Here is a 15,049-nt window from a genome sequence, read left to right as displayed (position 1 = left end):
CTCTTATGCTAAACGTGGATTAATTTTTTCAACATTAATATTAAATTTAAGTATTGCATCACAAACCATTGTTTTTTTTATTATTAAACAATTAGATAATTCTGTTAATGCTGCTATAACGATATAATGAGCATTAACTTCAAAATAATCACGTAAATTTTTACGACTATCAGAACGTCCAAAACCATCCGTTCCTAAAACATGATATGATTGAGCTGGTACATATTTTCGTACTTGATCTGCAAATAATTTCATATAATCAGTAGCAGCGACTGCAGGAGAAGTATTCATTATCTGAGTAATATACGGAATTTTAGGATGTTCATTTGGATGTAACATATTCCACCGTTCACAATCTTGACCATCACGTGCTAATTCTGTAAATGATGTAACACTATAAATATCAACACCAATTTTATAATTTTTATGCAATATACTTGCAGCCTCTGTTACGCTTTGTAAAATAGCTCCCGAACCCATCAATTGTACTTTTCCTATATTACCCGGTAATGAATTTAATTTATAAATTCCTTTTCTAATACCCTCTTCAACACCTATAGGCATTTTAGGCATAAAATAGTTTTCATTCATTGTGGTAATATAATAATATATATTTTCTTGATTTGTCCCGTACATTCTTTGTAAACCATCTTGTATAATTACAGCAACTTCATAAGCGTACGACGGATCATATGAAATACAATTTGGAACAGTCAGAAAATGAATATGACTATGACCGTCTTCATGTTGCAAACCTTCGCCATTCAAAGTAGTTCGACCCGAAGTGGCACCAATCAAAAATCCACGCGCTTGCTGATCGCCTGCAGCCCAACATAAATCCCCAATCCTTTGAAAACCAAACATTGAATAATAAATATAAAACGGAATCATTGGAAAATTATTATTACTATATGAAGTAGCAGCAGCTAACCAAGACGAAGCTGCTCCTAACTCATTAATACCTTCTTGTAGTATTTGACCATTTTTATTCTCTTTATAATATAGTAATTGATTTTTATCTTGAGGGGTATATTTTTGTCCATCAAAATTATATATACCAATTTTCCTAAACAAACCTTCCATACCAAATGTACGTGCCTCATCTGCTATAATCGGAACAATTCGTTTATTTAAATTAGGATAATTTAATAATATATTTAATATACGAACGAAAATCATAGTAGTAGATAATTTACGTTTCTGAACATCTAATATAGACCTAAAATGCTCTAGATTTGGTAAATTTAAAGTTTCTGTAAATTTAGAAATTCTTATAGGAAGATAACCACCTAGTTTTTTTCTCCTTTCATGTAAATAAGTATATTCTGGAGAATCTTTAGAAAATTTTATATATGGTAAATCAGGAATATTTTTTTCTAAAATAGGTAAATTAAATCGCTTACAAAAATATTTTAAATCATTAATATTCATATTTTTAATTTGATGTGCAATATTTTTCCCTTCTGCTAAATGACCCATACCATAACCTTTGATTGTATGTATTAAAATTACAACAGGTTTATTCTTAGATCGTTTTGCTTTATGAAATGCAGAAAAAATTTTTTTTGGATCATGTCCACCACGATTTAATAACCAAATTTCTTCATCAGACATATCTTTTACTAACTGTAATGTTTCAGGATATTTTCCAAAAAAATATTTCCGAATATAAGCCCCATCTTTAGATTTAAATGTTTGATAATCTCCATCTACTGTTTCGTTCATTAATTGTATTAATTTGCCACTAACATCTTTCTTTAATAAATTATCCCAACGATCACCCCAAATAACTTTAATAACCTCCCATCCTGCTCCATAAAATAAACTTTCTAATTCATTAATAATTTTACCATTACCTATCACAGGACCATCTAAACGCTGTAAATTACAATTTATTACATAAATTAAATTATTTAACTTTTCTCTTGCTGCAATAGTGATAGCACCTTTTGATTCTGGTTCGTCCATTTCACCATCACCTAAAAACGCATATACCATTCTATTATTTGTAACTTTTAAATTACGGTTTTCAAGATACTTTAAAAATTTTGCTTGATAAATTGCATTAATTGGACTTAATCCCATAGAAACAGTTGGAAACTGCCAAAAATATGGCATCAATTTTGGATGCGGATAAGAAGATAAACCATGACCTGATGCCTCCTGACGGAAATTATTCATTTGTTCCTCAGTTAATCGGCCTTCTAAAAATGCTCTTGAATAAATACCAGGTGAAATATGCCCTTGAAAATATATTAAGTCACCATTATCGCTATTATTTGATGCCTTAAAAAAATGATTAAAGCAAACTTCATAAATAGTAGCAGATGATTGAAATGACGATAAATGTCCACCAAGTTCTAAATTCTTATTAGATGCCCGTAAAACCATTATTATAGCATTCCACCTAACTACTGAACGAATTTTTTTTTCTATACTTAAATCACCTGGATATTTTTTTTCTTGATACACTGGAATAGTATTAACATAATCTGAAACGAAATTATTTATAATACCTAAAGAATCATTTGTATTAATTTTTTTCATTAATTGTTGTATTATAAATTTTGCACGATGTATACCATCTTTTGAAATAACTGACTCAATAGATTCTATCCATTCAATAGTTTCAATAGGATCAATATCATACTGAGAATAATTTGACATTCTAAATATTCCTTTCTTTATGAAAAAATAATTTTATATTCAGTATACTATTAATAATTCTTAATAATAAAAAAATTATTATATTTATAAAATAAATATAATATTTTATATCAATTAGACATTGGAAAATATATTAAAATAAATTAGAATTATTAAAAACTTTGTTTTCCTGTTCCAATACTCTGATAAATGTAGTTCGCTTGGTTAACTCATGAATTCCTTGAGCACCTATATAAGTACATGTAGAACGTAATCCACCTAATATATCAAGAACGGTATTATATACTGACCCCTTAAAAAGTAATTTCACTGATTTCCCTTCATCAGTTTTATATTTATCAATTTTACCCATATGTAATTTCATAGCATTTTTAGAGCTCATACCATAAAATATCATAAATTTCTTACCGTTATCTTGAATAATTTCTCCTTCGCATTCATTATGTCCTGCAAAAATCCCACCTAACATAACAAAATCAGCACCTGCGCCAAATGCTTTAGCAATATCTCCTGAATTAATACAACCTCCATCACTAATAATATGACCTTTTAAACCATGTGCAGCATCTGCACATTCAATAATTGCAGATAATTGCGGATAACCAACACCTGTTTTAAGACGTGTTGTACAAACTGAACCTGGACCAATACCAACTTTTACGATATCAGATCCTGCAAGTAATAATGCTTCAACCATTTCTCCTGTTACTACGTTACCGGAACAAATAACTTTATCTGGAAATTTGGAACGTATTTTTTTGATAAAATCAATTAAATATTCTGAATATCCATTTGCAACATCAATACAAATATATTGTAATAACGGTGATAATGCAATAATTTGTTTTAATTTCATATAATCTAAATCTGAAATTCCAGTTGATATCATTACATAATGTAATTTTTTTTTAGGGATATGTAAAATAAATTCCTTCCATTGTTGAATATTATAATATTTATGTATTGCGGTAAAAATATGGAATTCCGATAAAACATGAGCCATATTAAACGTACCAACAGTATCCATATTTGAAGCAATAATAGGAATACCAGACCAACATACATTAGAATATTTAAAATGTATTTTCTTGCATAAACTTACTTCAGAACGACTTTTTAAAGCTGATCGTTTCGGTAAAATTAATACATCTTTAAAGCCAAGTTTAATACCTTCTTCGATACGCATCATTAAATTCCAAGTATATATTTTTACATTAAAATACAGCAAATAATATACTACATGTGAAATACTGAAAATCTTATACTAATATAAAAAAAATATCTTTTTTATTACATTTGAACTAATTTCATATTGTAATGTATTTAACATTTTATAAAATATAATAAATGATTCTTTAACATATTCCTGTTTAGGGTTTTTTTGTGCATAGCCTCGAAAATGTATTCCTTGACGTAAATATTCCATAAATGCTAAATGTTCTTTCCAAAAAAAATCTAACACACCTAAAAAAATATTTTTTTCCATAATTCTAATATTTTTACACCCAATAATATTTTCTATTTTTTGATAATATATGCGTATTTTTTTATAGATTTTATGTACAACATCTGTATTAGAAATAACATAATTATTTCTAATCCATACATCAAACGGAAATACAATATTAAAATCATTCTTAAAAATTTTCTTCATAGAAAAAATATCCCAACTTTCAACAGGAGATTCAAATATACAATACATGTTAACAATATCCTTAATACTCGTTAACAAATAACTTTTAATAATATATTTTACATGTGTCGTATTTAAAATATTTTCTCTAATAGAATAAAAAATATTTCTTTGTATATTTAAAATATCATCGTATTCCAATAATGTTTTTCGGATCATAAAATTATGATCTTCAATTTTTTTTTGAGCATAAGAAATAGCATTGGTTATCCAATGATGTTCAATAGATTCACCAAATTTTATATTAAATTTTAAAAATAATTTTTTCACACTTTTTGGAATAAAAGTACGTACTAATGAATCTTCTAAAGATAAATAAAATCTCGATGATCCAGGATCACCTTGTCTCCCTGATCGACCTCTTAATTGATTATCAATTCTACGTGATTCATTTCTTTCTGTTCCGATTACATGTAAACCTCCAACTGATATAACATCATCATGTTCTTTTTTCCACATTAATTTCGATTTTTCATAATTTAAACAACATGAAAATTGACTCTTGCACGGCATTGTTCCACCTAATACAATATCTGTACCTCTACCTGCCATATTTGTAGAAATTGTTACAGCGCCTAATCGTCCAGCCTGTGCAATAATTAAAGCTTCTTCTTGACAAGATTTAGCATTTAAAACTTTATGTGTAATATTTAATTTATGTAATTTCCTAGAAATCATCTCAGATTGTTGTATCGAATTTGTTCCAACTAAAACAGGTCGCTTACTTAACATACAATCTTTTATATCTTTGATGATTGCATTAATTTTTTCTTTTATAGTTATATAAATTAAATCAGGAAAATCCTTACGAATTATTTTATTATTAGTAGGAATAACTACTGTATCTAAGCCATAAATCATTTTAAATTCAAATGATTCAGTTATAGCTGTACCTGTCATACCAGATAATTTTTTATACATTTTAAAAAAATTTTGTAAAGTTATTGATGCTAAAGTTTGATTTTCATGTAATATATTTACATTTTCTTTCGCCTCTATTGCTTGATGTAACCCATCAGACCATCTTCTATCTAACATAATTCTTCCAGTATGTTCATCAACAATAATTATTTTATTATTGTGTACAATATAATCAACATCACGATGAAATAAAAAATGTGCACGCAAAGCAGAAATGATATGTTGCATTAATACAAAATTCTGTATAGAATATAATGATTTATTTTTATCGATAAACTTATTATTTGATAACAAAGATTCAACCTTTTTTAAACCAAGTTCAGTTAAAAAAATTTGCTTACTTTTTTCATTAATAAAAAAATGAGCCTCTTTATTTTGATAACCTAAATATTTTTTATTATTGTGAACAAACTGTGGAACAAAATTATTAATTATACGATATATTTCAGTATTTTCTGTAGAAGGTCCAGCAAGAATTAACGGAGTTCTACCTTCATCAATCAAGATTGAATCTACTTCATCAATTAACGCGTAATTTAAAATACGTTGTACTTTATTTTCTGGAGAAAATATCATATTATCACGTAAATAATCAAAACAAAATTCATAGTTCGTTCCATAAACTATATCAGAACGATATACTTTTTTTTTTTGGGTAATAGACATGCTTGACAAGTTTACACCCACTGTCAACCCTAGTAAATTAAATAAAAATTTATTTTTTTTAGCATCACGATTTGCTAAATACTCATTCATAGTTACAATATGCACTCCATTTCCACTTAAAGCATTTAAATAAGCAGATAAAGTTGCAGTAAGAGTTTTACCTTCTCCGGTATACATTTCAACAATACAATTTTTATGTAAGAAAATTCCTCCAATTAATTGTACATCAAAATGTCGCATATTAAATACCCTTTTACTCACTTCTCGAACTACAGAAAATGCTTCGGGTAATAAATCATCTAATGAATAGCCTTTTTGTATTAAATGCTTAAATATTTTAGTTTTTTTTTTAATTGGCTATCTGACAAATTACTAAATTGACACTCTAAACTGTTAATATTATCTATAATGTTTTTAATTTTTTTTGATTGTACACTATCTTTAGCATGAAAAAAAAATTTCATAATCTTTGAAAACATAAAATTACCCTTATAATATCATTAACATAAAATAACCATTATTATATATTACAAAAATATTAAACAAAATATAATTTATTATAATAATTTCATGTAATAATTTAAACATAAATAATTTACATTAAATTATACAATAAAAAAAATTATATTATCACTTCTAAAAATTATTTATAGGTAATTGAAAAAAATTTGGATATTTTACTGTAAATAAATATAAACCACTTGGATGAGCAGTAGGACCACAAAATAAGCGATTTTTTTTATTTAATACATCAATTATCCATGTAAAATGTTTTTTCATTTTTCCAATTTCAATAAGACAACCAATAATATTTCTTACCATATATTGTAGAAAAGCATTCGCTTCAATATCAATAAAAATAAATTGATTCACTTGAAATACATTGATATAAATTATTTTTCTAAAAGGTGTACTAGATTGACATTTTATTGATCGGAATGAACTAAAATCATGTTCTCCAATGATACATTGACTTGCTTGAAACATAACTTTTGTATTTAAAATACCTGCTACATAACCGACACGATGATCAAAAATAGCAGATCGAGTAATGCTATTATAAATAATATACCGATAACAACGCGATACAGCACTATATCTAGCATGAAAAATTTTAGAAACCTTTTTAATCCATGTTATAGAAATATTTTTTGGTAAATAATTATTAATACCTAATAACCACGAAATATTTTTACGAATAGAAAAGGTTGTAAAATGTATAACCTGTCCTAAACTATGTACTTTAGCATCTGTCCTGCCAGAACATACAACATGTACTGTATGATTTGCAACCATAGAAATTGCTTTTTCAACAGCTCCTTGTATACTAGAAATACCTAATTTTTGATTTTGCCAACCATGATAACTACTTCCATCGTATTCCAATCCTGCAGCAAATTTTATTATTCGTAATTCACTAATCATAATTACCTTATAAAATTAAAAATGTAAATATTTCATACAACGATAAAAATATCAAAGTATTTATGTATAATAGATTTTATCATAAAATAAATAAAATGTTATAAAGATATAAAATTAAAATATGAAATGTATCATAGTATTTAAAGAAGAAATATGGTCCATCGTTCATTGTAATAGATAAAATAGGCAATTGAAAAAATATCATCATATTAATTTAAAACATCCAATGCAAAAATAATAACAATCATGCATCATAGTACTAATATAAAAGATTTATATTAAGATTATTCTCAATATAATAGTAATATTATATTTAATATGATTTATCTAATACGCGACAAAGGAATATATAAATTCAATGCAAGTACTTAAATTTGGCGGAACATCTTTATCAAATGTCACAAAATTTTTAGATGTATCAAAAATTATAGAAAGTAAATTCCAACAAACAGAAACTGCTGTTGTATTATCTGCACCGGCAAAAATAACTAATTATTTAGATCAAATTAATCAAAGTATAATAACAAAATGTGATATAGAACCGATATTACAAAAAATAAAAAAAATTTTTTACGAACTTTCAAACAATATAATAAAAAATCAAAAAAATTTTCCCAACATAAAAATTAACAAATATATTGATAATAAAATAGAGTACTTAAAGAATCAAATAAAATATGTTTCATTACATCAAAAAAATATAGATAAAAATTTTGCAGAAATAATATCAACAGGCGAAATTATTTCTGTTAAAATTATGTCTACGTTATTTATTGCAAAAAAATATTCTGTATTTATTATTCATCCAGAACAACAAATTATCGCAACAAATGATTATTTAGATGCAAATGTTAAAATTAAAGAATCAAAAAATAATATTCAAAAATTAAAAATACCAAAAAAACATATTATTTTTATGCCAGGATTTATTGCTGGTAATAAAAAAAAAGAATTAGTTACATTGGGAAGAAATGGATCTGATTATTCTGCAGCAATATTATCGGTTTGTTTAGATGCAAAAATATGTGAAATCTGGACTGATGTAGATGGAGTATATACCGCAGATCCTAGAATTGTCCCTAATGCTAAATTACTTCAAAAATTATCTTATCAAGAAGCAATTGAATTATCATCTTTTGGAGCTACAGTATTACACCCTAAAACTATTTTACCATTATCACAATTCAACATAAAATGTATTATAAAAAATACATATTTTCCAGAAAATTTAGGAACTATTATTACAAATAATATAAAAAAACCAATTGAAAGTATTAAAGGAATTACATATCTTGGAAATATCACACTGATTACTATAAAAATCGATACAATTGATTTTATGGAATCAATTATAAATAAATTATTCTTATTTTTTTACAAAAATAAAAATCGTATCTTGTCAACAATAAATTCTTACCTAGAAAAAAAAATTTTTTTTTATATCATACAAAAAAAAACAAATAGAATAAAAAATTGTTTAATAGAAAAAATAAAAAACGAATTAACAGATTATATAATCAATTATATTCATATTGATACAAAAATAAACATGATTTCTATTGTTGGCTCTAATATACAAAAAAATGACAAGATTAAAAAGAAAATCTTCCATGCATTAGAAAAAACGAATTTCAAAATTATTACTATAAATACTCAAAATTCTGAAAATTCTATAAATATTATTACCAACAATAAAAATATTACTGAAAATATTCAAATCATACATGATCAAATATTACATCCTATTCATACTATTGAAATATTTATTATAGGTATCGGAGGTGTAGGAACAGCATTAATTGAACAAATTCAAACACAACAAAAAAAATTAAAAGATAAAAATATAGAATTCAAAATTTGTGGTATTGCAAATTCAAAAAATATGTTAATCAATCTTCAGGGAATTAATTTAACTACTTGGAAAAAAGATTTTTATCAATCTAAAACAAAATTTTGCATAAAACAACTTATTCAATATGGTAAAAATATATCCTTATTTAACCCAGTTGTTGTTGATTGTACAGCTAGTCAAACAATTACTAATGAATATTATAATATATTAAAAAATAATATTCACATTGTTACACCTAATAAAAAAGCTAACACTGATAGTTGGGAAAAATACACAAAAATTAGAAAAATTTCAATGAAATCAAATAAAAATTTTTTATATGAAACTAATGTTAGTGCTGGATTGCCTATTATTAAAACATTAAAAAATCTATTTGATTCTGGAGATAAATTAATTAATTTTCGAGGAATATTATCCGGATCTTTATCATTTATATTTGGGAAATTAGAGGAAGGATTATCTATTTCAGAAGCTACTATCATGGCCAAAAAATTAGGATTTACAGAACCTAATCCTAAAGACGATTTATCCGGAATAGATGTTGCGCGAAAAATACTAATTTTAGCACGTGAAGCAGGATATAAATTAGAATTAAATGATATTAATATTATACCAATATTACCAGGTCATTTACTTGACATAAAAAATGAAAAAATTTTTTTTAAAGAGTTAAAAAAACTAGATACATTTTTCTTAAAAAAAATAAAAAACGCTCAGGATAATAAAAAAGTATTACGATTTATTGGAACTATTCAAAAAGAAGGATGTTGTCGCGTTCAATTAACAGAAATAGATCAAACCGATCCATTGTATAATGTAAAAAATGGTGAAAATGCACTAATAATACATAGCAAATATTACCAACCTATGCCTTTAGTATTAAGAGGTTATGGCGCAGGTAATAATGTCACAGCTGCTGGAATTTTCTCTGATTTACTACAAATATTATCATGATGCTTAGGAATTGAATATGATAAAAATTTATGCACCTGCTTCTATTGGTAATATCAATGTTGGTTTTGACATATTAGGAGCAGCGATTTCACCAAAAAATGGAACATCATTAGGTGATTACATCACAATTACACCAAGTGATACCTTAAAAATAAAAAATATAGGAAGATTTGCATTTCAATTACCAAAAAATATGAAAAAAAATATTGTTTGGAAATGCTGGAAACATTTTCGTAAAATCATCAAAACCAATACATCAGTAAAAATTACTTTAGAAAAAAATATGCCCATTGGTTCTGGTTTAGGATCTAGTGCTTGCTCTATTGTTGCTACTTTAGTGGCTATGAATCAATTTTTTAATAAACCATTAAATGCAATAGAATTATTAAATATTATGGGAATAATAGAAGGTGAAATATCTGGAGAACCTCACTATGATAATGTAGCTCCATCTTATTACGGAGGACTACAATTAGTAATTAATGAAGATAATTTTATTAGTCAAGAAATTCCATTTTTTAAAAATTGGATATGGATTGTAGCTTGGCCTGGAATTAACATCTCCACATCGTCTGCTAGATCAATTTTACCAATGCAATATGATAAAAATACTTGTATTGAACATAGTCGATTATTATCAGGTTTTATACATGCTTCACATACTCAACAAGAGAATCTGGCTATAAAATTAATGAAAGATATAATTGCAGAACCATATCGTATGCAACTAATTCCTCATTTCTTAGAAATGAAACAAAAAATATTAAATATTGGAGCGATTAATTTTGGAATTTCTGGATCAGGACCAACAATTTTCGTAATATGTAATAAAATATCAATTGCTAATAATATATCTCATTGGCTTCAAAAAAATTACCTAAAAAATGCAAATGGATTCGTCCATATTTGTGAATTAGACATACTTGGCGCTAGAAATATTGAGGTTTAATATTTATGAAATTATATAATTTAAAAAATTACTGCGAACAAATTAATTTTCTAAAAGCAGTAAAAATGGGTTTAGGAAATAACCAAGGATTATTTTTCCCACTAAACTTACCAAAAATACCAAAAAAAAAATTACAAGAAATAATTGAGATGGATTTTTTAACACGTAGCGTAAAAATATTATCTATTCTAATAGGTTCTGAAATTAAAACTAGCGAATTAAAAAAATATGTAAAACAAGCCTTTTCTTTTCCTGGACCAAAAATTGTTCCAGTAACTAAAAATATATCATGTTGCGAATTATTTCACGGGCCAACTCTAGCATTTAAAGATTTCGGAGCTAGATTTATGGCTCAGATTATCTCTCATCTAAATAAAAAAAACAATACTACCACGATACTTACTGCCACTTCGGGAGATACCGGAGCAGCTGTAGCACATGCATTTTATAAATCAAAAAATGTACGTGTGATTATATTATATCCTAAAGGAAAAATTAGTACCTTACAAGAAGCATTATTCTGTACATTAGGAGAAAATATTACAACTATTGCAATAGATGGTAGTTTCGATGAATGTCAAGCATTAGTAAAACAGGCATTTAATGATAATAAGTTACGACAAGAAACAGGACTAAATTCTGCTAATTCAATTAATATTAGTCGATTATTAGCACAAGTATGTTATTTTTTTGAAGCTTACGCACTGACAAAACAAAAAAAAAAACTAGTGATTGCAGTACCTTGTGGAAATTTTGGAAATTTAACAGCAGGATTATTAGCAAAATCTATGGGATTACCAATTCAATCATTTATTGCAGCAACTAATGCTAATGATACTGTACCTAGATTTTTAAAAACAGGAATATGGAACCCATATAACTGTATTTCAACAATATCTAATGCAATGGATATCAGTCGCCCAAATAATTGGCCTAGAGTCACAGAATTATTTTCACGAAAAAAATGGAATTTAAATAAGTTAGGTTTTGGTAGTGTATCAGATCAAATCACTACTCAAACTTTATTAGATTTACAAAAAATAGGATATATTTCTGAACCACATGCAGCAGTTGCTTACCAATTATTAAAAAATCAAATTAAAAAAGACGAATTTGGATTATTCCTAGGAACAGCACATCCAGCAAAATTTAAAAATATTATAGATAAAGTACTAAATATAAATATTCCATTACCAAAAACATTAGCAGAACCATCTACTCTACCAATATTATCTCATTATATGAAACCAAATTTTGAAAAATTAAAAAAATTTTTAAAATCATAAAATAATATTACTTTTAGAGAAGAATATACAATATATCTTCTCTAAAATAATTATCTGTATTATACATGAAATAAAAATTTAATAATATCTCCATCTTTTACTAAATAATTTTTACCTTCTAATCGAATTTTTCCAAATTTTCTTAATGTTTTTTCGTCACGAAATTTAATAAAATCATGATATCCAATAACCTGGGCACGAATAAAACCTTTTTGAAAATCTGTATGTATTTTTCTAGCTGCTTGAATACTATTTTCTCCAATATTTATAGTCCAGGCCCGTACTTCTTTTTTTCCAACAGTAAAAAAGGTTTGTAAATTTAGCAATTTATATCCTGTAAAAATCATATTATTCAAAATCGATTGTTTATTTTTTTGTAAATATAAATTATTTGACTGATTACAGTTTAAAACTGTATCTTTGATTTCCTTCGAAATTGTAACTACAATGCAAATACTATGCTCTTTATGAATATGATGTAGTAATTTATTTATCGGGAAATTATTCTTTTTAGTTTCAGAAATATTTGCTATATAAATTACTGGTTTTAAAGTAATAAAATTTATATCTTTAACCAAAAATACATCTTCACGATTTAATAAAGATTTTCTTAGAAAATCACCTCTATTCAAAATATCCAAACAAGATTCAAGAACTAATAATCTTTTACTATGTATTTTATTTTTTTTTAATCGTAAAATTTCTGATTGACATAACTGTAAATCAGAAAAAATTAATTCCATATTAACAATTTCAATATCGTATATTGGATCGATAATATTATGAATATGCAAGATATTATGATCATTAAAACATCTTACTACATGAAAAAGTAAATCAACACGACGTATATTACTTAGAAATTGATTACCTAAACCTGATCCATTAGAAGCACCCTTCACTAAACCTGCAATATCGATTAATTTCAAAAAAGTATTAATAATATTTTCTGGATGTATAATATCTGCAATACAATTTAACCGATCATCAAATACTGGCACAACACCAATATTAGGCTTAATAGTACAAAATGGAAAATTTTTAGCTGGAATATTTGAATTAGTTAAAATATTAAATAAAGTAGATTTTCCAACATTAGGCAATCCTATGATACCACATTTCAAAATCAAAATTTCTCTCCAAAATAATTATAAAATATCACTACTTTAAACTTAAATATTCATATGAAAATATAAAAGTACTCTAAATACAACATAAAAATATTATTTCTTCAAAAGAATAAAATATTTACAAATTTTCTAAAAAAAAATAAAAAAAAATAGATAATAAAAATATTTTACATAATATATATAAAAATAAATTAAAATATTTACTATTAATAAATTATAGTCATACGTATTTTCGAATAAAGTAAATAATATTCCAAAAAATGAAAAACATCATTCTTATAAAGAATAAATCACATATACTTATATCAAATTACAATATTAAGTTTTGAATCTTATGAATATTATTCATGCTATAAAAAAATAATTTTTTATAATATCATTTTTATAAATATAAAAAAATAATATAAAAATATTTTATTTTTATATGATATTTAAAAAAAATAAATATCACATATAATAAAAATATATGAACGATAAATATAACCAATTAAACCACAGATTTAGAAAATTTTATCCTGTAGTAGTAGACATTGAAACAACCGGATTTAACCATAAGATTCATGCGTTATTAGAAATAGCAATTATAACTTTAAAAATGGATCAATCGGGTTGGTTAAAAAAATCAAATATAATACATTTACATATCAAACCATTTTCAGGATCTCTGATTGATACACAATCATTATTACTAAATAAAATCAATCCATTTCAACCATTACGACGAGCAATATACGAAAAAGAAGCTTTAAATTTTATATTTGATATAGTATATCAAGAAATGAAATTTAATCTATGTAAAAAAAGTATTATAGTAGCACATAATGCACATTTTGATCATAGTTTTCTTATGGCTGCAATAAAAAGATGTAATATTAATAACAATCTGTTTCATCCTTTTGTAACTTTTGATACAGCAACACTCAGTGGAGTAATAACAGGACAAACAGTACTAGCAAAAGCATGTCAGACAATTGGTTTACCATTTAATAATCAAAAAGCGCATTCCGCTCTATATGATACTTTAAAAACTGCTAATTTATTTTGTACACTAGTTAATAAATGGAAAAAATTAGGTGGTTGGCCTTTTAAAAAATAAATTTTATTTAATTAGATTAATGCAAAAAAAAATACATTAATCTAATTTCGAAAATACATTATTTATTATTGATTGATTTGAACAATTCTTGTAATTCTCCATCTTTTAGCATTTGTAAAATAATATCACATCCTCCGATTAACTTCCCATTAACCCATAATTGAGGAAATGTAGGCCAATTCGCATATTTAGGTAACATAGTACGGATTTCATTATGATCTAATACATTTACATATGCAAAACGTACTTTGCAAGAAGATAAAGCTTCTACTGCACGTGCAGAATAACCACAACTTGGTGCATTAGGTACACCTTTCATATATAACAAAATCGAATTATTTTGAATCTGTTGTTGTATTTCCTTTAATACATCCACGTTAGCTCCTAAAATGTAATTAAAATTAATATAA

The 15,049-nt window shown here is 25.5% G+C and carries 10 protein-coding genes and 1 pseudogene; 4 read left to right on the top strand and 7 right to left on the bottom strand.

What is annotated here, in order from left to right:
- Nucleotides 1-3: 3 nt before the first annotated feature.
- From aceE to truA, 5 genes and pseudogenes are all read right to left on the bottom strand, one after another.
- Complete coding sequence (gene aceE / locus D9V78_RS00725; protein ID WP_158350456.1) at nt 4-2,667, bottom strand: pyruvate dehydrogenase (acetyl-transferring), homodimeric type; 2,664 nt, start codon at nt 2,665-2,667, stop codon at nt 4-6.
- Nucleotides 2,668-2,800: 133 nt separating this feature from the next.
- A complete protein-coding gene (locus D9V78_RS00720; RefSeq protein ID WP_158350956.1) occupies nt 2,801-3,853 on the bottom strand; it encodes a GMP reductase in 1,053 nt (350 codons plus the stop codon).
- Nucleotides 3,854-3,967: 114 nt separating this feature from the next.
- Nucleotides 3,968-6,268: pseudogene (gene secA / locus D9V78_RS00715) on the bottom strand (preprotein translocase subunit SecA); the annotation flags it as partial.
- Nucleotides 6,268-6,426, bottom strand: a complete 159-nt coding sequence (locus D9V78_RS02120) for a hypothetical protein (protein ID WP_187306114.1) — start codon at nt 6,424-6,426, stop codon at nt 6,268-6,270. The pseudogene secA and the gene D9V78_RS02120, both read right to left, overlap by 1 nt.
- A 157-nt stretch (nt 6,427-6,583) precedes the next feature.
- Complete coding sequence (truA, locus tag D9V78_RS00710; RefSeq protein WP_158350452.1) at nt 6,584-7,372, bottom strand: tRNA pseudouridine(38-40) synthase TruA; 789 nt, start codon at nt 7,370-7,372, stop codon at nt 6,584-6,586.
- 358 nt (nt 7,373-7,730) lie between these two features.
- On the opposite strand from truA, the gene thrA reads away from it, so the two are divergent.
- The 3 genes from thrA to thrC are packed head-to-tail and all read left to right on the top strand — an operon-like array spanning nt 7,731 to nt 12,413.
- Nucleotides 7,731-10,178: a bifunctional aspartate kinase/homoserine dehydrogenase I gene (thrA, locus tag D9V78_RS00705; RefSeq protein ID WP_158350450.1), complete on the top strand. Its 2,448-nt coding sequence runs from the start codon at nt 7,731-7,733 to the stop codon at nt 10,176-10,178.
- Between the two features lie 16 nt (nt 10,179-10,194).
- Nucleotides 10,195-11,127 (top strand): homoserine kinase, encoded by a 933-nt coding sequence (gene thrB, locus D9V78_RS00700; protein ID WP_158350448.1) that lies wholly within the window; start codon nt 10,195-10,197, stop codon nt 11,125-11,127.
- Between the two features lie 5 nt (nt 11,128-11,132).
- Nucleotides 11,133-12,413, top strand: a complete 1,281-nt coding sequence (thrC, locus tag D9V78_RS00695; RefSeq protein WP_158350446.1) for a threonine synthase — start codon at nt 11,133-11,135, stop codon at nt 12,411-12,413.
- A 59-nt stretch (nt 12,414-12,472) separates the two neighbouring features.
- On the opposite strand, the gene ychF is transcribed toward thrC, so the two are convergent.
- The gene (gene ychF, locus D9V78_RS00690; protein ID WP_158350444.1) at nt 12,473-13,543 is read right to left on the bottom strand and encodes a redox-regulated ATPase YchF; all 1,071 of its coding nucleotides are present in this window, start codon (nt 13,541-13,543) and stop codon (nt 12,473-12,475) included.
- A 466-nt stretch (nt 13,544-14,009) separates the two neighbouring features.
- On the opposite strand from ychF, the gene rnt reads away from it, so the two are divergent.
- On the top strand, nt 14,010-14,639 hold the full coding sequence (rnt, locus tag D9V78_RS00685) for a ribonuclease T (RefSeq protein WP_158350442.1): 630 nt from the start codon (nt 14,010-14,012) through the stop codon (nt 14,637-14,639).
- Nucleotides 14,640-14,697: 58 nt separating this feature from the next.
- Here rnt and grxD read toward each other — a convergent pair whose 3' ends face one another.
- The gene (gene grxD / locus D9V78_RS00680) at nt 14,698-15,015 is read right to left on the bottom strand and encodes a Grx4 family monothiol glutaredoxin (RefSeq protein ID WP_158350440.1); all 318 of its coding nucleotides are present in this window, start codon (nt 15,013-15,015) and stop codon (nt 14,698-14,700) included.
- Between the last annotated feature and the right edge of the window lie 34 nt (nt 15,016-15,049).

It is taken from the genome of Buchnera aphidicola (Sarucallis kahawaluokalani) (assembly GCF_005080725.1).
GTDB classification, from domain to species: Bacteria; Pseudomonadota; Gammaproteobacteria; order Enterobacterales; family Enterobacteriaceae; genus Buchnera_L; species Buchnera_L aphidicola_AF.
The sequence above is the reverse complement of the archived record's forward strand: the minus strand, read 5'-3'. Positions and strand labels throughout refer to the sequence as shown.